This is a genomic window from Flavicella sp. IMCC45668, assembly GCF_057219105.1.
The window spans coordinates 104,139-124,040 of the sequence record NZ_CM170114.1 but is presented as its reverse complement, the minus strand read 5'-3'; the positions used below and the strand labels follow the sequence as shown (position 1 = coordinate 124,040).

At 36.0% G+C, this 19,902-nt stretch carries 13 protein-coding genes, 2 tRNA genes, 3 rRNA genes and 1 other RNA gene; 7 read left to right on the top strand and 12 right to left on the bottom strand.

Translation table 11 applies throughout. The features are described from left to right. Nucleotides 1–18: 18 nt before the first annotated feature. Nucleotides 19–504, bottom strand: coding sequence for an ABC transporter ATPase (locus AC2DZ0_RS00610; protein ID WP_484643017.1), 486 nt, complete (start codon nt 502–504; stop codon nt 19–21). A 5-nt stretch (nt 505–509) separates the two neighbouring features. Then, on the bottom strand, nt 510–1,283 hold the full coding sequence (locus tag AC2DZ0_RS00605; protein ID WP_484643015.1) for an exonuclease domain-containing protein: 774 nt from the start codon (nt 1,281–1,283) through the stop codon (nt 510–512). 165 nt (nt 1,284–1,448) lie between these two features. On the opposite strand from AC2DZ0_RS00605, the gene thrS reads away from it, so the two are divergent. From thrS to rplT, 4 genes are all read left to right on the top strand, one after another. Further along, a complete protein-coding gene (gene thrS, locus AC2DZ0_RS00600; protein WP_484643014.1) occupies nt 1,449–3,389 on the top strand; it encodes a threonine--tRNA ligase in 1,941 nt (646 codons plus the stop codon). 42 nt (nt 3,390–3,431) lie between these two features. Beyond that, nucleotides 3,432–3,986 (top strand): translation initiation factor IF-3, encoded by a 555-nt coding sequence (gene infC / locus AC2DZ0_RS00595; RefSeq protein WP_484492473.1) that lies wholly within the window; start codon nt 3,432–3,434, stop codon nt 3,984–3,986. A gap of 48 nt (nt 3,987–4,034) precedes the next feature. Beyond that, complete coding sequence (rpmI, locus tag AC2DZ0_RS00590; RefSeq protein WP_249983077.1) at nt 4,035–4,232, top strand: 50S ribosomal protein L35; 198 nt, start codon at nt 4,035–4,037, stop codon at nt 4,230–4,232. Between the two features lie 93 nt (nt 4,233–4,325). After that, a complete protein-coding gene (gene rplT / locus AC2DZ0_RS00585) occupies nt 4,326–4,670 on the top strand; it encodes a 50S ribosomal protein L20 (RefSeq protein ID WP_152286330.1) in 345 nt (114 codons plus the stop codon). Nucleotides 4,671–4,794: 124 nt separating this feature from the next. On the opposite strand, the gene fsa is transcribed toward rplT, so the two are convergent. Together fsa and ffs are read right to left on the bottom strand one after the other, a co-directional pair. Continuing rightward, on the bottom strand, nt 4,795–5,448 hold the full coding sequence (gene fsa, locus AC2DZ0_RS00580) for a fructose-6-phosphate aldolase (protein ID WP_484491086.1): 654 nt from the start codon (nt 5,446–5,448) through the stop codon (nt 4,795–4,797). A gap of 142 nt (nt 5,449–5,590) precedes the next feature. Further along, nucleotides 5,591–5,689: signal recognition particle sRNA small type (ffs, locus tag AC2DZ0_RS00575), an RNA gene on the bottom strand. A gap of 185 nt (nt 5,690–5,874) precedes the next feature. Here ffs and truA point away from each other — a divergent pair. Together truA and AC2DZ0_RS00565 are read left to right on the top strand one after the other, a co-directional pair. Continuing rightward, nucleotides 5,875–6,624: a tRNA pseudouridine(38-40) synthase TruA gene (gene truA / locus AC2DZ0_RS00570; RefSeq protein WP_484643012.1), complete on the top strand. Its 750-nt coding sequence runs from the start codon at nt 5,875–5,877 to the stop codon at nt 6,622–6,624. Further along, nucleotides 6,617–8,398: an ABC transporter ATP-binding protein gene (locus AC2DZ0_RS00565; protein WP_484643010.1), complete on the top strand. Its 1,782-nt coding sequence runs from the start codon at nt 6,617–6,619 to the stop codon at nt 8,396–8,398. The genes truA and AC2DZ0_RS00565 overlap by 8 nt, the downstream gene beginning before the upstream one ends. A gap of 1 nt (nt 8,399) precedes the next feature. Here the strand turns inward: AC2DZ0_RS00565 and cdaA are convergent, their stop codons facing one another. After that, nucleotides 8,400–9,170, bottom strand: a complete 771-nt coding sequence (gene cdaA / locus AC2DZ0_RS00560; RefSeq protein ID WP_484643009.1) for a diadenylate cyclase CdaA — start codon at nt 9,168–9,170, stop codon at nt 8,400–8,402. 64 nt (nt 9,171–9,234) lie between these two features. Then, a complete protein-coding gene (nadE, locus tag AC2DZ0_RS00555; RefSeq protein ID WP_484643008.1) occupies nt 9,235–10,026 on the bottom strand; it encodes an NAD(+) synthase in 792 nt (263 codons plus the stop codon). Between the two features lie 111 nt (nt 10,027–10,137). Between nadE and gldB the strand changes: the two genes are divergently transcribed. Beyond that, a complete protein-coding gene (gene gldB / locus AC2DZ0_RS00550) occupies nt 10,138–11,100 on the top strand; it encodes a gliding motility lipoprotein GldB (RefSeq protein ID WP_484643007.1) in 963 nt (320 codons plus the stop codon). A gap of 209 nt (nt 11,101–11,309) precedes the next feature. Here the strand turns inward: gldB and AC2DZ0_RS00545 are convergent, their stop codons facing one another. From AC2DZ0_RS00545 to AC2DZ0_RS00520, 6 genes are all read right to left on the bottom strand, one after another. Then, nucleotides 11,310–13,562 (bottom strand): OmpA family protein, encoded by a 2,253-nt coding sequence (locus AC2DZ0_RS00545; protein ID WP_484643006.1) that lies wholly within the window; start codon nt 13,560–13,562, stop codon nt 11,310–11,312. Between the two features lie 470 nt (nt 13,563–14,032). After that, nucleotides 14,033–14,143 (bottom strand): 5S ribosomal RNA (rrf, locus tag AC2DZ0_RS00540). Between the two features lie 165 nt (nt 14,144–14,308). Next, nucleotides 14,309–17,138, bottom strand: a 23S ribosomal RNA gene (locus AC2DZ0_RS00535). A gap of 287 nt (nt 17,139–17,425) precedes the next feature. Then, a tRNA-Ala gene (locus AC2DZ0_RS00530) sits at nt 17,426–17,499 on the bottom strand. 106 nt (nt 17,500–17,605) lie between these two features. Beyond that, a tRNA-Ile gene (locus AC2DZ0_RS00525) sits at nt 17,606–17,679 on the bottom strand. 95 nt (nt 17,680–17,774) lie between these two features. Beyond that, nucleotides 17,775–19,298: ribosomal RNA gene (locus AC2DZ0_RS00520) — 16S ribosomal RNA — on the bottom strand. Together the 16S, 23S and 5S rRNA genes with 2 tRNA genes alongside form the textbook arrangement of a ribosomal RNA operon. Between the last annotated feature and the right edge of the window lie 604 nt (nt 19,299–19,902).

Here is a 19,902-nt window from a genome sequence, read left to right as displayed (position 1 = left end):
GTCCTGTATTGAATATGTTTAATTTAAAAATCTTTGATGCCAACTATCTTTCGCAAAAACCTCCCATTTATTTGAGATCTCAGCTTTTGTTTGCACCATATTATTAAAAACTATTGTTTCTTCGGTTATCTTATTTTCTTTGGCATAATCCTGAAAATCTGATAAGCTAACGATATTGATATTTTCACCATCTTTAAAAGAAATATTCAATTTATTCATCAAATCTACAGATAATTGACTTTCAATATCCTTTACAAAACGAACTGAAGAATCAATAGAACAACCTGAAGCATTTGCATATGATTCATCTATTGCCAATACTAAAAACTGATCATAGAGCACTGTAAAACTTCCTTTCAATTGATCCCCGTGACGCGTCCAATTCTCAATAAAAGCAACAGCTTCATTTTCTATAATTTCTAATTCATTCTTTTTTAATTTTCTATCTGACTGATAGACCCACACTCTTGCAGAATCGGGTAATGTATTATACGCTACAAACATATTTTTTATCTTTTTGTATTCAAACTTCTTAATTTAATCTGTGTCAACACTTTCTTAGTGTAAAGTGGAAAATCTGCATTCTGAATCCATGCATAATATCCTGGGTTCTCTTCAAATACCTCTAACACTTTCCTCCCCTTGTATTTCCCGAAAGAAAATGTCTCTAATCCTTCTTTGTCAAACATTAAAAAACCAGCAAAATCGGCTCTTTTATTATGAGAAGAATATTCGCTTAAACTTTTTACGTCATTTCCAATATCTTCATATTTCTCTATTTGAGCCAATAATATTTCATACGTTGCTAAAGTATCTGCCTCTGCAGAATGTGCATTTTCTAATTCTTTATCACAATAAAATTGATAGCCTGCACTCAAAGTTCTTTGTTCTTTTTTATGAAAGATAACTTGTACATCAATAGCCACCCTGTTGTTCATATCAAAATCTATTCCAACTCTTAACATTTCTTCTGCTAACAATGGAATATCAAATCTATTAGAATTAAAACCTGCAAGATCACAGCCCTTAATCATCTTCTCAACATCTTTAGCTAATTGTTTAAATGTAGGCTCATTAGCAATTTTCTCATTAGTAATCCCATGAATTTCAGAAGTCTCTTTTGGTATTTCCATTTCTGGATTCACTAACCATGTTTTACTCTCTTTAGTTCCATTTGGAAATACTTTTAAAATAGAAATCTCAACAATTCTATCCTTTGCAATATTGATTCCAGTTGTCTCCAAATCAAAAAAGACAATCGGTTTTTTTAATACTAACCCCATTATTTATTTTTATAAGCCGTAAAGATAATTTATTATGGATAATTGCTCTAAGATTTCACTCCGATTTTACTAAAAAAACAATGCACTTGCTCCATATATTAATAATGAAATTTAATTTGTCATGACATAGTTTTCTAATATCTTTGCACACTTAAAATACAATTCATGATTAATATTACTTTACCTGATGGGAGCGTAAGAGAATACGCAAAAAATAGCACAGCAATGGATGTTGCTATGAGCATAAGCCATGGTTTGGCTAGAAATGTAATTTCTGCAAGTTTTAATGGAACCACCGTTGAAACCAAAACCCCATTAACCACCGACGGTAATTTAACATTATTCACTTTTGATCAGCCTGAAGGGAAAAAAGCATTTTGGCATTCTTCTGCCCATGTATTGGCACAGGCAATTCAAAAATTATATCCAGGTGTAAAACTGACCATTGGTCCTGCTATTGAAAATGGATTCTATTATGATATTGACTTTGGTGATCATAAAGTATCTGAAAATGATTTCCCTAAAATCGAGAAAAAATTTATTGAACTTGCTAGAGGAAAACATGAATTTACATTGCGTGAAGTTTCTAAAGCAGACGCCTTAGCAAAATATAAAGAAGAAGGAAATCCTTTTAAAATAGAACTTATTGAGAATTTAACAGATGGAGATATTACCTTCTGCGACCATGACGACTTTACAGATCTTTGCCGTGGTGGACATATTCCTAACACAGGAATTATCAAAGCTGTAAAAGTAATGAGTGCTGCTGGTGCCTATTGGAGAGGTGATGAAAAAAATCCTCAGTTAACACGTATCTATGGAATATCTTTTCCTAAAGCCAAATTACTTACAGAATATTTGGAGGTATTAGAACTTGCGAAGCAACGTGATCACAGGAAATTAGGTAAAGAATTAGAATTATTTACTTTTTCTCAGAAAGTTGGACAAGGTTTGCCATTATGGTTACCTAAAGGAGCAGCATTAAGAACTCGCTTAGAAGACTTCTTAAAAAAAGCACAACAAAAAGCCGGATATGAAATGGTGATGACACCACATATCGGACAAAAAGAGTTATACGTGACTTCTGGTCACTATGAAAAATACGGTGAAGATAGCTTTCAACCTATCAAAACACCAAAAATGGACGAAGAGTTTTTACTAAAACCAATGAACTGTCCACATCACTGTGAAGTGTATAACTACAAACCTTATTCTTACAAAGATTTACCAAAAAGATTTGCAGAATTTGGAACCGTTTATAGATATGAACAAAGCGGAGAATTGCATGGTATGACCCGTGTTCGTTGTTTTACGCAAGATGATGCACATATTTTTTGTACTCCAGATCAATTAGATCAAGAGTTTAAAGATGTAATTGACTTAGTTTTATATGTGTTTAAAGCTCTTGGTTTTGAAGATTTTACTGCTCAAGTCTCTTTAAGAGATAAAGAAAACACTGAAAAATATATTGGATCTGACGAAAACTGGGAAAAAGCGGAACAGGCGATCATCAATGCTGCGAATGAAAAAGGATTAAGTACTGTTGTAGAATATGGTGAAGCTGCCTTTTATGGTCCAAAATTAGACTTTATGGTGAAAGATGCTTTAGGTAGAAGTTGGCAACTTGGTACCATTCAAGTAGATTACAACTTACCAGAGCGTTTTGAATTATCATATAAAGGATCTGATAACGAATCACATAGACCTGTAATGATTCATAGAGCACCATTCGGATCTATGGAGCGTTTTATCGCTGTTTTACTAGAACACACAGGAGGAAACTTCCCACTTTGGTTAATGCCAGAGCAAGTTATGATTCTGCCAATCAGTGATAAATATCAAAAATATGCGAAAAAGGTTTCAGAACTGCTAGAAAATTCCGAAATTCGCGCCCTAATTGATTCTCGAAGTGAAAAAACGGGAAGAAAAATTAGAGATGCAGAAATCAGCAAGGTACCTTACATGATTATCGTAGGTGAAAAAGAAGAAAATGAAGGAACGGTTTCTGTAAGAAAACATGGTGAAGGGGATTTAGGAACCTTTGCTATCGATGATTTTATAGAATTAATACAAAAAGAAGTAAATAGTACATTAGTACAATTTTAATTAACCCCTGAGCAATCAGGCTAAAATTATAAAGTTATAGCAATACGTAGAAACAGATCTCCTAGAAAACCATGGAGAGTTCAAAACGAAGACCAACACAGAATCAACAGCCGTATTAGAGATGTTGAAGAAGTACGTTTGGTAGGTGAAAACATCGAAGTTGGTGTTTACCCAATTAGAAAGGCATTAGATCTTGCTCGTGAGCAAGAATTAGATTTGGTGGAGATTTCACCAAAAGCAGTTCCTCCTGTTTGTAAAATTATTGATTATAAGAAATTCTTGTACGAACAAAAAAAGAGAGAAAAAGCACTTAAATCTAAAGCAACAAAAGTAGTTGTGAAAGAAATAAGGTTTGGTCCTCAAACGGATGAACATGATTATGAGTTCAAAAAGAAACATGCGATTAAATTCCTTAAAGAGGGAGCTAAATTAAAAACGTTTGTATTCTTTAAAGGACGTTCAATCATCTTTAAAGACCAAGGTCAGATTTTACTTTTAAGACTTGCTCAAGAATTAGAAGAGTACGGAAAAGTAGAACAAATGCCAAGATTAGAAGGAAAGAGAATGATTATGTTTATTGCTCCAAAAAAGAAATAAAAAAATCAAACAATATATATAAGTAAGAATATATAAAACTAAGGAGATATGCCTAAGATGAAAACTAAATCTAGTGCTAAGAAGAGATTCAAAGTAACTGGAACTGGAAAATTAAAAAGAAAGCATGCTTTTAAGAGTCACATTTTGACAAAAAAATCTAAAAAGCGTAAATTAAAGTTAACTCATGATGGTTTGGTACACAAATCTGATGAAGCTAACATTAAACAACAATTGAACTTAAAATAATTTTTTAAGTCAATAGGTAATTATTATTAACCTTGGAGTGGGCTAATTTAAGAGCAACTAGTTGCCGCCTTACTACAAAAAAACATTGAAATTATGCCAAGATCAGTAAATTCAGTAGCCTCAAGAAAAAGAAGAAAAAAAATCTTGAAGGCAGCAAAAGGTTACTTCGGACGTCGTAAAAACGTTTATACAGTAGCAAAGAATGCGGTAGAAAAAGCGATGAGCTATGCTTACCGTGACCGTAAAAATAACAAAAGAAATTTCCGTTCATTGTGGATTCAACGTATCAACGCTGGAGCTCGTCAACACGGAATGTCTTACTCTCAGTTTATGGGAAAAGTTAAAGCTAACAACATCGACTTAAACCGTAAGGTTTTAGCTGATTTAGCGATGAACAACCCAGAAGCTTTTAAGGCTATCGTTGATAAAGTAAAATAAATTATTTAATCTCTTACTTATATAGAAAAACCTCAAACTAACGTTTGAGGTTTTTTAGTTTTACAAATAAAAGCAAACTAAAAAGAACCTTGGTTCGCCTTTACTTTATTTTACTCTAGTAAGCTTAATTACCTTTCGCGTAATCTTCTAAAAATTTTGCCAATCCACTATCCGTTAATGGGTGTTTTAACAATCCTTCAATTGCACTTAATGGTCCTGTCATTACATCAGCTCCTATTTTCGCACAATTCATAATGTGCATCGTATGCCTTACAGAAGCTGCAAGTATTTCCGTTTTAAAACCATAATTGTCGTAGATATGACGAATTTCTTCAATCAACCCCATACCATCAGTTGATATATCATCCAAACGCCCAATAAAAGGAGAAACATAAGTTGCTCCAGCTTTTGCTGCCAACAAAGCTTGCCCCGCAGAAAAAACTAAGGTTACATTCGTACGAATACCTTTTGAAGAAAAATATTTACATGCCTTAACTCCATCCTTAATCATAGGTAGTTTCACTACAATTTGAGGATGTAATGCGGCTAATGCTTCACCTTCTTTTACCATTCCGTCAAAATCTGTAGAAATAACTTCTGCAGAGACATCTCCTTCAACTGCTTCACAAATATCTAAATAATGTTGCAACTGATTCTCTTGTCCAGTAATCCCTTCTTTCGCCATTAAGGATGGATTTGTAGTAACTCCATCTAAAACCCCTAAGGCTTCAGCTTCTTTAATTTGTTCTAAATTAGCTGTATCTATAAAAAATTTCATATTTAATCTGTATTAATTAATACTGTGATCAAATTTAGTATAAATCCAAATAGAATTTGCAATGAAAAGATAAATTTAATGATAATTTGGCCATAATATTTCAATAGCTGTAGCTCCAGAAAAAGAAAGTTTAGAGCACAAAAAATGGCAAGCTACCTACATCACACTGCTACAACCTTGTACCCTTGCTGTGTTCCCACCCTGGGGGATTCCAAAGGAGCTAGTTGTGTAGGACTTGCCGCTGCAAAAATACGTTCAATTTTCATTTTCTGCAACGTTTTTTCAAGAAAAAACCAAGCTTTTTTACAACTATCACATTTAAAGTTATTTAACAATAAAATCTTTTAATCCGTCATTTCTTAGGCTTCTAAATTCCCTATATTCATGAATGGAATCCTTATATTTGCCTTTCAAAATTATTTAAACTTGAGGTATTTCGTTGAGCTTTCTTATTTAGGAAAAAATTACCATGGTTGGCAAATTCAACCCAATGTAATTACAGTGCAAGAAAAAGTGAATTTTGCCTTTTCTACGATACTTGGAACCCCTATTCAAGTAATGGGTGCTGGTAGAACAGATACAGGTGTACATGCCTCGCAAATGTTCGTGCATTTAGATTGTGAAACACAACTCTCAAACACCAAACATCTCTATAAATTGAACGCTGTATTACCAGATGATATAGTTATTCATGATATTTTCCAAGTAAAAGAAGAGGCACATACCAGATTCCACGCCACACAACGTAGTTATGAATATAAAATTCATTTGGGTAGAGATCCTTTTTTATTAGATACCACATGGCAGTTTTTCAGATCTGAACTTGATGTTTCAAAAATGAACGAAGCAGCAGAGATTTTAAAGAATTATACTAATTTCAAGTGTTTTTCTAAATCAAAAACAGATGTGCAAACATATAATTGTAGTATCTCTCATGCGAAATGGATTCAAGATGGAAAATCCCTTGTTTTTTATATATCAGCAGATCGATTTTTAAGAAATATGGTTCGTGCCATCGTAGGAACATTAGTTGCTATCGGACAGGGTAAAATGAAAGTAGCAGCCATAAAAGAAATTATTGAAAGCGAAGATCGATCTAAAGCTGGAACTAGCGCTCCTGCTCAAGGATTATCACTTACTCAAATCACTTACCCACAAGACATCAAACATGGATAAAAGCAAAAAAAATAACGTTTTTGATTTCAATATTTTTTACCGTCTTATGGGCTTTGCTAAAAAATATAGGGTTCATTTTGTGATCTCATGTATCACCGCTATTTCCCTTGCCCTAATTGCAGCGCTTAGGCCTTATTTAATTATTGAAACAGTAGATACTTATATTAAAGGTAAAGATCCACAAGGCTTGCTAAATTACGCTTTGATTATACTTTCGGTTTTAATCACTGAGGTATTACTTCATCTTACATTTATTTATATTGCAAACTGGCTTGGACAACATATTATCAAGGACATTCGTGTAAAACTTTTTGAACATGTCCTAAAATTTAAAATGTCCTATTTTGATAAATCTTCTGTGGGACAAATGGTTACTAGAGTGGTTTCTGATGTAGAAACGATTGCTCAATTTTTTGGTCAAGGTTTGTTCATGATTATTAGTGATTTGTTAAAAATGGTAGTCATCGCCGGTTTTATGCTTTATAAAAACTATCAGTTGGCTTTGATTTCTTTTGCGGTTCTTCCCATTATTATATACGCTACAAAAGTTTTTCAGGCTGCTATAAAAGTAGCATTTCAACAAGTAAGAACCCAAGTCGCAAATCTTAACGGATTCGTTCAAGAAAGAGTTACAGGAATGCAAATCGTTCAACTTTTCAGTCGAGAAAAAATTGAATACGACAAATTCAAAGAAATAAATGAAGCCCATAAAAAAGCGCATGTAAAAACAGTTTGGTACTTTTCTATCTTTTTCCCAATTGCAGAAATTCTTTCTTCAGTTGCGGTAGGTTTGCTCGTTTGGTATGGTGGTTTGAATTTAGCGTTAGATGGTAGTGTTACCCTTGGTGAAATCATGGGTTTCATCATGATGGTAGAAATGCTATACAGACCTTTAAGACAAATTGCTGATAAATTTACGACACTACAAATGGGAATGGTTGCTGGTAATCGTGTTTTTGAAATCATGGATACGCAAGAGTCTGTTTCTAAAGAAGGAAAAATTGAAATTGAAAAACTAGATGGTAAAATTGAATTCAAAGAAGTTCGATTTAGTTATGTAAAAGGTGAAGAAGTTCTTAAGGGAATTTCTATGACTGTAGAGGCAGGAGAAACCATTGCCATTGTAGGGGCTACCGGTGCCGGAAAATCAACCATTATCAACTTATTAAACAGATTTTACGAAATTGATTCCGGTACTATTTGCATAGATTCTATAAACATTAAAGATTTCAAACTTAAAAGTCTTAGAGACCATGTTGCCATAGTTTTACAAGATGTCTTTTTATTTTCTGATACAATCCTAAATAATATTACGTTAGAAAACAAAGAAATTTCTATGTCGCAAGTAACTGAGGCTGCCAAACAAATAGGAATCAATGATTTTATTGAGAGTTTACCAAATGGCTACGAATTTAATGTAAAAGAAAGGGGAAATATGCTATCCTCTGGTCAACGTCAATTGATTTCTTTTTTACGTGCTTATGTCAGTAATCCATCGGTCCTAATTCTCGATGAAGCAACATCTTCTGTTGATTCTCACTCAGAAAAAATGATTCAATTTGCCACTGATAAAATTACAAAGGACAGAACTTCTATTATAATTGCCCATAGATTAGCAACGATTCAGAAAGCTGATAAAATAATTGTAATGGATAAAGGTAATATTGTAGAAATCGGGAGCCACAAGGAATTACTAAAAAATAGCGAAGGATATTATCGAAATTTATTCGAAAAACAATTTAGTGATTCTAATCAAGAAGTCACGAGCAATTAGTCTAATCTAAGTGTTGTTTAATTTTATCAATCAAATCTTCTTTAGATTCAAAAAGCTCAAATTCACCATCCTTTATCAAGGATATTTTTCCTGTTTCCTCTGACACTGCGATACAGATACAATCAGTTCGTTCCGTGATCCCGATTGCAGCTCTATGACGCAATCCAAACCTACTTGGAATACTTTTATCCGATAAAGGCAAAACAACTCTTGTTGCCACTACAAAATTCTCATTGATAATTGTAGCACCATCATGAAGTGGACTATTTTTATAAAAAATACTCTCTAACAAAGGAACATTAATTTCAGCGTTCATATAATCACCTCGTTCCTTAACAAAATCCAAACTGTTATTTCTCTCTATCACAATAAGTGCCCCCGTTTTTGATTTCGACATCTTACGACATGCTGCCACTATTGCTTCCACATCTACCTCTGAACTGATTTCAGTTTTTAAAAATTTTAATTGATTTATAAAACTTCTTTTTGACCCAATGTTCGCAGAGCCCAACATCAGTAAAAACTTTCTTAATTCTGGATGAAATATTATAAGCATTGCAATAGCACCACCACCAACTAAAACTTCCAAAATACTACTTAACATCTCCATTTTTAAGGCCTGTGTTACCTTATAAATCAGAAACACTATTGTAATTCCTATAAATATATTTATCGCTACAGTCCTTTTTAAAAGTTTGTATACGTAATACAATAGGACTCCTACCAATGTAATATCTAAAAAATCTAGAAAAGTAAAGTCTATAAAATCCAATCAGTTGCTTTTTTGTAAAAATAGTAATTAAAAACGACACCCTTTAAAAAGAGAATCAATGACATCACTTCTTTAACTCCTCTCCTATTTCACAAACAGGAATCGGATTCATTTTATGTTGATTATTCCTATTTAACTTAGAATAAATTGCAAATACCTCTTTTTCTCTTCCTTTTAACTCGTCTAAACTAATTCCATTTTCCTGTTGTTCCATTGCGAGTTCTAACTCGTCATAAGAAGCCCCTAATTGATCTTCATCTGTTCTACTATCACCAAACAAACCATCTGTTGGAGCTGCATTTTGAATAGCTCCAGGCACTTCTAAATATGCTCCTAAGGCAAATACTTCAGATTTCACTAAATCCGCAATAGGACTAACGTCAACTCCTCCGTCTCCATATTTTGTATAAAAACCAACTCCGAAATCTTCTACTTTATTACCTGTACCAGCAACTAACGCAGAATTAATTCCTGCTATATAATACAACGAAGTCATTCGTAAACGTGCTCGCGTATTCGCTAAAGTCAAATCTTTCAATGGACCATCATCTGATGCTGGCATCGCAGATTGAAATGTTTCAAATGATTCTGTCAAATCAGTTTTAACACTAGTCACATTTGTGAATTTTTGTTTTAAATTATTTATATGTTCTTCCGCTCTTGTTACCTGACTGATGTCTTGATGAATTGGCATTTCAACACATACTAATGGCAATCCGGTTTTCGCACATAAAGTAGAGGTTACCGCCGAATCAATTCCTCCTGAAACACCTACAACATAACCTTTAACTCCCGCTTTTACTGCGTAATCCTTTAACCAATTAATAATATGATTTGCAACTTTTTCAGAATTCATAGTATTTCTATTTTTAGTATTTTTGATAGCACAAAAGTAAACAATAATATAGAGAGAAAACCCTTATAAATGGCAGTTTTACTTCTCTTTTATCTCTTTATATAAAATTCGATGTTAAAAACTTATCTTTTCTCTGTTCTAATAATACTATCGTTATTTAGTTGTCATCATAAAAGCGAACAAGAAAGACGCATTTCAAACTCAAAAATAACATTTGACTTTGTTCCATTCCATCATAAATTTTTCAACTGTGAACCTAACAAACTAACGGATTTAAAAAACCAATTCCCCTATCTGTTCCCCAAATCGGTACCCGATAGTGTATGGATAAAAAAAATCAATAATTCTGAAGAAAAATTTTTATTCCAGCTCGTTGATAGTGTTTTCCCTAACCCAACAACACTCAACACTGAAATTTTGAACTTATACAAACATGTCGAATATTATGAGCCTAATTTTAAGGCCCCGAAAACAATCACATTAATAAATAATATTGATTATGAAAATGCCGTTATATACGCAGATACTTTAATGTTTATATCTTTAGATATGTATCTTGGTAATGATTCAGAGGTATACAATTCTTTTCCTAATTATATCTCCCAAAATTTTTCTAAAGAGAGAATCACTATAGATATTTCTGATAAAATAATTAATCAGCAATTCAACATTATTAGAAAAAGGAGCTTTTTAGAATCAATGGTATACTTTGGTAAAAGACTTTATCTTAAAAGTCTTTTTTTACCGAATAAAGAATTTTACTTAATTCAGGGGGTTACAAAAGAAAAATTTAAGTGGGCTGAAGAAAATGAAGCTGAAGTATGGAAATATTTCATTTCTCATGACATGCTATATAGCACCGATCGAAGTTTAAATAAAAGATTTATAGATAATGCCCCTTTTTCAAAATTTTATTTAGAATCCGACAAAGATTCTCCTGGGAAAATAGGAACCTATATTGGCTATAAAATTGTTTCCTCCTATATGCAAAATAATAACGCTTCCTTAAAAAACTTACTAAAATTAGATGCACAGCATATACTTTCTAAATCAAAATACAAACCTTCTAAATAATTTCATCCACTAGTTATTTTTATTTTAAAAACTATATAGCTATCATTTTTTTCTTTACAAACTGTGATTTGACTCAAAACTAGACACTTAAATCAAAAGTTTTAAAACTTTGGTAGTTCTATGATTATAAATCTAAGGTTAATTAATCATTCTGATAAAAAACAAAAAAGGCCAATCCTTAGATTGGCCTTTTTGTTTTTAAAGAAATATTATTCTACAAATATTTCAACTCTGTTATTCTTAAAGTTTTCTTCTTTTATATCTGTATCGTATTTCGGCTGTGTTCCACCTAATCCAACTACATCTAATCTAGAACTATCAATACCTCTTATTTTGGTTAAGTGTTTTTTTATAGCAAAACTTCTTCTTTTAGAAAGATCCAAATTATATTTTAAGTTTGGCTTATTGTTGGTATGTACCTCTATTCTAACAGATGCTTGGTTATATTTATTTAATATAATTGCCATTTTATCCAAGATACTTATATTATGCTGTTTTAACACATGTCCCTCTGATCTTGAAAAATGAATCTGACTCGCTAAAGATTTTAACTCACTTTCAACACTACCAACCATAGCCGGATCCCCTGGAACATCATCAGCAATTTTATCATCTTTCAACGCACGTCCTCTAGCAACTTCTGTACTCAAACCATTTGAAGAACTTGTTTCCTCATTTTGAATCGGACAACCTTTATTATCCTTAGTTCCTTTAGCAAAAGGACAATAGTCTTTATAATCTGGAATACCATCCATATCAGAATCAACAGAAACTCCATCTCCATAAACTCTCGATTCTTTAGGTGTATTAGGTTCTTTATCATAAATATCAGGAACACCATCTCCATCAGAGTCCACACCACTACCAAAACCACCTGAATAATTTGTAGAAGCTGTTTGTCCACTACTTTTTCTAATCATCGTTCCTTGAGGATATGCTAGTTTTCCTTCTTCAGATTCAGGATCTATGAAATTAATTTCTACACGTCTATTATTTTGTCTTCCTTGTTCAGATTCGTTCGTATCAATAGGTCTAGTCTCTCCATAACCCCTTGATGACAATCTACCTTTATTAACTCCCTGATTTGTCAAATACTTCAACACAGATTTTGATCTCTTTTTCGATAACTGAAGGTTGTAATTATCATTTCCACGGTTATCAGTATGACCTTCAATTTTAAATCGAGAATCTGGATAATCCGTCATAACCGATGCTATTTCATCCAAGGGCTCAAACGATTCTGGTTTTAATTGATCGCTTGCTGATTTAAAATAAATACTCTTCGACAAAAGATTTATTTTAGCCATAATATCATTTTTCTCATCATCATTAAACTCAACTACTGGTTCAACAACAACTTCCTCAACAATTGGCTCACTATATGCAATAGCCGCTTGTACAGGGCACCCATTGTTTTCCTTTGGTCCTTGTAACAATGGACAATTATCTTCATAATCTTTTAAACCATCTTTATCAGAATCAATAGCAACCCCGTTTCCATACACTTCAGCATTCTTCGGCGTTGATTTTTCCTTATCCAATTCATCAACAACGCCGTCATTATCGGAATCCTTCAAAACAAATGGGTCTACAACTTTATCTTGTACCCATATAGCATGCTTTTCCTTTTTACCAAACTTATATACAACACCAATATTTCCCGTAAAGAAAGATTCATACGTTTGTTTATGAGAAATAGCAGCATCTAAATGATCTTCATTATTTAAATTTAACACACCCCTTGCTTCAATATCGAATTTATTATTCAAGCGATATTTAACAGATAAAGCTGCGTTTAAATATAAAGAACCGGCATTCGTTTTAAAGTCTCTATTTTGATTGTTACCAAAATCTGTATCATTTATTGTCCCATCATCCCTAACATGATTTGGATGATATTTATCATCAGGATCATTAGGATCATAGGTCTCATCATCTCTATTAAAATCCTTTATCACCAAACGAGGATTATACTTCTGATAGCCAATACCAAGGTACCCTGCCCAATTCCATTTTTCACTATTTCGTTTCCATAAATTATCAAAATCTATAATCATACTAGTTTCAAACCCAAAACTATTCCCTTCAACCATTAATATTCTATCAGCATAATCTTCTGCATATAGTATTCTATAATATTCATAGGCCGAACCATCCCCAGAATTATTTAATGTCTGGACCTCGCCTCCTAATTGAGAAACATTTAACTTTGCTTCAACACCCAACACCGGATTAAACATTTTATCCACATACAGATAACCTCCAAGGTTAAAATAAGAATCACCACTTTTAGTATCAAAAGATCGTAAATCACCATGTAAGGTTAATATACTAAAACCTGCTCCTACAGACCATGTATTATAATCCTCTCTAAATTTATTGCTTTTTTCAGCTTGACTAAAAGTAACAGTTGTTGTAAATAACAAAAACAAAATTACAATTTTCTTCAACAAGTCAGACATTCTATTTATTAGGTTAGTTATTATTGACACAAATACAAGCATCTTGACAAAAATAAAATTATTCTTCAAAGAAACTTAAAAAATGATTTTTTTTTTCATGATAATCACAGTATTATCTAATACTATTAACATACATTTATAACAGTTATCATTACATTTTATTGTGTCATCACGTTAATAATACAATCCAATACGTCCTAAGACTAATTATCCGTCATCAAAAAACTAATATTTTGTTTAACTCTTAAATTTAATTACAGATACTATCCCAAGTAAACAATAAGCCAAAGTCATTATATAATTCTTTAAATCCCTCTTATTAGATAATAAGAGGGATCTTTTTATAAGATTGTATTGTTTCAATATCTGGTTCCTTGTAATACGTTGTTCAATAGTATCGATGCAGTAAAAAGTATTTTAAGTTTATCACAAAAAAAAACCTCAATCATTTTACTGATTGAGGTTTCAAAAAAAGGCGGTGACATACTCTCCCACCGGTTAGGCAGTACCATCTGCGCTGATAGGTTTAACTTCTCTGTTCGGAATGGGAAGAGGTGAGCCCTATCGCAATAACCACCTTAAGGTCTTTGCTAGTCTAATTTCTTAAACCAGTATTTAATAATTAACATATTGAAATGCATCAGAGATGCCATAAATATAATATTCAAATTAGAAGTGCTATAATAATTGAGTAATAGAATGTATAAAGAGTTTCCCTCCCGCTAGTTGCCTAGCGGAAGTTCTTTGTACAAAAGCCTATGGGTTATTAGTACTACTTGGCTATGACATTACTGCCTTTACACCTATAGCCTATCAACGTGGTAATCTTCCACGACCCTTTAAAGAAATCTCATCTTGTGGTGGGTTTCGCGCTTATATGCTTTCAGCGCTTATCCCTTCCCAACGTAGCTACTCTGCAATGCCCTTAGCAGAACAACAGATACACCAGAGGTTAGTCCAACTCGGTCCTCTCGTACTAGAGTCAGATCCACGCAAATTTCTAACGCCCGCTACAGATAGAGACCGAACTGTCTCACGACGTTCTGAACCCAGCTCGCGTGCCACTTTAATGGGCGAACAGCCCAACCCTTGGGACCTTCTCCAGCCCCAGGATGTGACGAGCCGACATCGAGGTGCCAAACCCCCCCGTCGATGTGAGCTCTTGGGGGAGATCAGCCTGTTATCCCCGGAGTACCTTTTATCCTTTGAGCGATGGCCCTTCCATGCGGAACCACCGGATCACTATGCTCTTGTTTCCAACCTGATCGACTTGTTAGTCTCGCAGTCAAGCACCCTTATGCCATTGCACTCTACGCACGGTTACCAAGCGTGCTGAGGGTACCTTTAGAAGCCTCCGTTACTCTTTTGGAGGCGACCACCCCAGTCAAACTACCCACCAAGCACTGTCCCCTTCGCAGGGTTAGGCTCTAGACAAGCAAAGGGTGGTATTTCAAGGACGACTAACATACGCCTGGCGACGCATGATCGATGTCTCCCACCTATCCTACACATTACTTATCCAAAGTCAATACTAAGCTATAGTAAAGGTTCACGGGGTCTTTTCGTCCCGTAGCGGGTAATCGGCATCTTCACCGATACTACAATTTCACCGAGCTCATGGCTGAGACAGTGTCCAGATCGTTGCACCATTCGTGCAGGTCGGAACTTACCCGACAAGGAATTTCGCTACCTTAGGACCGTTATAGTTACGGCCGCCGTTTACTGGGGCTTCATTTGAGAGCGTCGCCGAAGCTAACTCCTCCACTTAACCTTCCAGCACCGGGCAGGTGTCAGGCCCTATACATCAACTTTCGTTTTAGCAGAGCCCTGTGTTTTTGATAAACAGTCGCCTGGACCTATTCACTGCGGCCCATCATAGATGGGCGCCCCTTCTCCCGAAGTTACGGGGCGATTTTGCCTAGTTCCTTAGCCATGAATCACTCGAGCACCTTAGAATTCTCTTCCCAACCACCTGTGTCGGTTTAGGGTACGGGCTGCTTCACTCGCTTTTCTTGGAACTCGCTTCGCTGTATTATCACCTTGACCGAAGTCTCAGTGTACTATCGGGGTGTTACCACTCCCTTCAACGTACTATTCTGTCAGTACGCAACAACTATACGAATCCGTCACTTTTAACGTGAGCAGGTACTGGAATATTAACCAGTTGTCCATCGACTACCCCTTTCGGGTTCGCCTTAGGTCCCGACTAACCCTCAGCTGATTAGCATCGCTGAGGAAACCTTGGTCTTTCGGTGGGCGGGTTTCTCACCCGCCTTATCGTTACTTATGCCTACATTTTCTTTTCTAGACGCTCCAGCATTCCTTACAGAACACCTTCAACGCAACTAGAATGCTCCCCTACCACTTATGATAAATCATAAATCCATAGCTTCGGTAATATACTTATGCCCGATTATTATCCATGCTCGATCGCTCGACTAGTGAGCTGTTACGCACTCTTTAAATGAATGGCTGCTTCCAAGCCAACATCCTAGCTGTCTATGCAATCGAACCTCGTTAGTTCAACTTAGTATATATTTGGGGACCTTAGCTGATGGTCTGGGTTCTTTCCCTCTCGGACATGGACCTTAGCACCCATGCCCTCACTGCTGTGTATATTTATTAGCATTCGGAGTTTGTCAGGAATTGGTAGGCGGTGAAGCCCCCGCATCCAATCAGTAGCTCTACCTCTAATAAACTAAACCACAACGCTGCACCTAAATGCATTTCGGGGAGTACGAGCTATTTCCTGGTTTGATTGGCCTTTCACCCCTACCCACAGGTCATCCCAAGACTTTTCAACGTCAACGGGTTCGGTCCTCCACTGTATGTTACTACAGCTTCAACCTGCCCATGGGTAGATCACCAGGTTTCGCGTCTACTACTACTAACTATACGCCCTATTCAGACTCGCTTTCGCTACGGCTGCGTGACTGAATCACTTAACCTTGCTAGAAACAGTAACTCGTAGGCTCATTATGCAAAAGGCACGCCGTCACACAGTAAATGTGCTTCGACCGCTTGTAGGCGTACGGTTTCAGGATCTCTTTCACTCCCTTACTTAGGGTTCTTTTCACCTTTCCCTCACGGTACTAGTTCACTATCGGTCTCTCAGGAGTATTTAGCCTTACCGGATGGTCCCGGTGGATTCATACAGGATTACTCGTGTCCCGCACTACTCAGGATACCACTATCAATAATTAATCTTACCCGTACGGGGCTATCACCCTCTATGGCCAAACTTTCCAGTTTGTTCTGATTCAATTAACATCAAATATCGTGGTCCTACAACCCCAAACTTGCCGAAACAAGCTTGGTTTGGGCTAATCCGCGTTCGCTCGCCACTACTAACGGAATCACTATTGTTTTCTCTTCCTCCGGTTACTTAGATGTTTCAGTTCACCGGGTTCGCCCTCCTTGCGGAGTAACATGTCTTCAACATGCTGGGTTGTCCCATTCGGAAATCTTCGGATCAATTCTTATGTGCAAATCCCCGAAGCTTATCGCAGCTTATCGCGTCCTTCATCGCCTCTGAGAGCCTAGGCATCCGCCATACGCCCTTACTTAGCTTTTTGTACTTTTTGCTCTTTTATTCTATTATTTGTATAATGTAAATAGTATCAGAAACAAAGTATTACTACCTGTCCTAAACTAAATACCTTCTACGGTTTGCATGCTATGCATGCCTCTATTTGTATTATAGCTCGTTATTAATTTTAGTTTTTCTAAAATATAACTTCTAATATCATACGATATCAGTATTTCAATATGTCAATGAACTCTTTGCAATAAACAATTCTCAAATAACAAATAACAATTATAAAATTGCTAATTGTCAACTGGTAATTGTCAATTGACTTTTGTGGAGAATATCGGAGTCGAACCGATGACCTCCTGCGTGCAAGGCAGGCGCTCTAGCCAGCTGAGCTAATCCCCCAAAATTACTAGTAGCTAGTATTGGGTAGTTAGTCGTTAGACTTCTAACGAATACTCAACTTCTAAAATTTCCTATATGTTATATACCTAACTCTTTTTAAAAAAAGTAGTCTCGGGCAGACTCGAACTGCCGACCTCTACATTATCAGTGTAGCGCTCTAACCAGCTGAGCTACGAGACTCTGTTTCTTTTAGTCTTGTATATAATATAAAATTGAACAGCAATTAAAGAATTAAACAATTCTTAATTTTCATAACCTAACATCTCTTTCTCTAGAAAGGAGGTGTTCCAGCCGCACCTTCCGGTACGGCTACCTTGTTACGACTTAGCCCTAGTTACCAGTTTTACCCTAGGCGGCTCCTTGCGGTGACCGACTTCAGGCACTCCCAGCTTCCATGGCTTGACGGGCGGTGTGTACAAGGCCCGGGAACGTATTCACCGCATCATGGCTGATATGCGATTACTAGCGATTCCAGCTTCACGGAGTCGAGTTGCAGACTCCGATCCGAACTGTGATATGGTTTGTAGATTCGCTCCCTGTCGCCAGGTGGCTGCTCTCTGTCCATACCATTGTAGCACGTGTGTAGCCCAGGACGTAAGGGCCGTGATGATTTGACGTCATCCCCACCTTCCTCACGGTTTGCACCGGCAGTCTCTTTAGAGTCCTCAGCTTAACCTGTTAGCAACTAAAAATAGGGGTTGCGCTCGTTATAGGACTTAACCTGACACCTCACGGCACGAGCTGACGACAACCATGCAGCACCTTGTAAGAAGTCCGAAGAAATAGCTATCTCTAGCTAATGCATCCTACATTTAAGCCCTGGTAAGGTTCCTCGCGTATCATCGAATTAAACCACATGCTCCACCGCTTGTGCGGGCCCCCGTCAATTCCTTTGAGTTTCAATCTTGCGACCGTACTCCCCAGGTGGGACACTTATCACTTTCGCTTAGTCACTGAGATAAATCCCAACAACTAGTGTCCATCGTTTACGGCGTGGACTACCGGGGTATCTAATCCCGTTCGCTCCCCACGCTTTCGTCCATCAGTGTCAGTATACTCGTAGTAGACTGCCTTCGCAATCGGTATTCTGTGTAATATCTATGCATTTCACCGCTACACTACACATTCTATCTACTTCCAAGTAACTCAAGACTAACAGTATCAAAGGCAGTTCCATAGTTGAGCTATGGGATTTCACCTCTGACTTATTAGTCCACCTACGGACCCTTTAAACCCAATGATTCCGGATAACGCTCGGACCCTCCGTATTACCGCGGCTGCTGGCACGGAGTTAGCCGGTCCTTATTCATATAGTACCGTCAAGCTCTTACACGTAAGAGTGTTTCTTCCTATATAAAAGAAGTTTACAACCCATAGGGCAGTCTTCCTTCACGCGGCATGGCTGGATCAGAGTTGCCTCCATTGTCCAATATTCCTCACTGCTGCCTCCCGTAGGAGTCTGGTCCGTGTCTCAGTACCAGTGTGGGGGATCTCCCTCTCAGGACCCCTACCTATCGATGTCTTGGTAAGCCGTTACCTTACCAACTAACTAATAGGACGCATAGTCATCTTGTACCCATAAATGTTTAATAACTAAATGATGCCATTCAGTTATACTATGAGGTATTAATCCAAATTTCTCTGGGCTATCCCTCTGTACAAGGTAGATTCTATACGCGTTACGCACCCGTGCGCCGGTCGTCAGCAGAAAAGCAAGCTTCTCCCTGTTACCCCTCGACTTGCATGTGTTAAGCCTGCCGCTAGCGTTCATCCTGAGCCAGGATCAAACTCTTCATCGTTATTTTTTTTAGTCACCAAAGTGACTTATTTTTATACGATACTAGCTTACTCTAATCAGAATTCGTGTTACTAAAAACACGTAATTTAATCTTTAATTTTACGCTGTCAATTTCAATATTTTCAATGAACGTCAGATCACAGATCTGGTTTGTTTCTTTTTCTCTAACAACGCTTGGCGTGTTAGCGGCTGCAAATCTAAAACCTTTTTTCGTTATAAAAAAATAAAATTTAATTTATTTTTTAAAACTCTTAATCTTAAATTTCACCAGCATTTTAAAGAACTCTTCGCATCCCAAAACAACAATAGCTGTTTTCCTTAGCGGATGCAAAACTAGATCTTTTTATCCTTACAACAATGAAAAAAATCGCTTTTTTTGAAATTATTTTATCCCCTAAACTTACACCCCTTAAAACATGCAGTTTAAAACAAAATCTTTTTTACATAAATAGAAACAATACTTGAAACTATAGCCGATTCAACTAATAGTATCAGCATGTAGACACAGAAAAACACAAACATGAAACTTGAAGAAATATATTTACAGAAAACCTAAAAACAGAAAAGCCTCTATTATTATATAAAAGAGGCTTTTCTGAATAGTA

Bases quoted from the DNA above. Each gene is read 5' to 3' on its own strand.
- AC2DZ0_RS00610 (WP_484643017.1), bottom strand. From the start codon at position 504: ATGTTTGTAGCGTATAATACATTACCCGATTCTGCAAGAGTGTGGGTC.
- AC2DZ0_RS00605 (WP_484643015.1), bottom strand. From the start codon at position 1,283: ATGGGGTTAGTATTAAAAAAACCGATTGTCTTTTTTGATTTGGAGACA.
- thrS (WP_484643014.1), top strand. From the start codon at position 1,449: ATGATTAATATTACTTTACCTGATGGGAGCGTAAGAGAATACGCAAAA.
- rpmI (WP_249983077.1), top strand. From the start codon at position 4,035: ATGCCTAAGATGAAAACTAAATCTAGTGCTAAGAAGAGATTCAAAGTA.
- rplT (WP_152286330.1), top strand. From the start codon at position 4,326: ATGCCAAGATCAGTAAATTCAGTAGCCTCAAGAAAAAGAAGAAAAAAA.
- fsa (WP_484491086.1), bottom strand. From the start codon at position 5,448: ATGAAATTTTTTATAGATACAGCTAATTTAGAACAAATTAAAGAAGCT.
- AC2DZ0_RS00565 (WP_484643010.1), top strand. From the start codon at position 6,617: ATGGATAAAAGCAAAAAAAATAACGTTTTTGATTTCAATATTTTTTAC.
- nadE (WP_484643008.1), bottom strand. From the start codon at position 10,026: ATGAATTCTGAAAAAGTTGCAAATCATATTATTAATTGGTTAAAGGAT.
- gldB (WP_484643007.1), top strand. From the start codon at position 10,138: ATGTTAAAAACTTATCTTTTCTCTGTTCTAATAATACTATCGTTATTT.
- AC2DZ0_RS00545 (WP_484643006.1), bottom strand. From the start codon at position 13,562: ATGTCTGACTTGTTGAAGAAAATTGTAATTTTGTTTTTGTTATTTACA.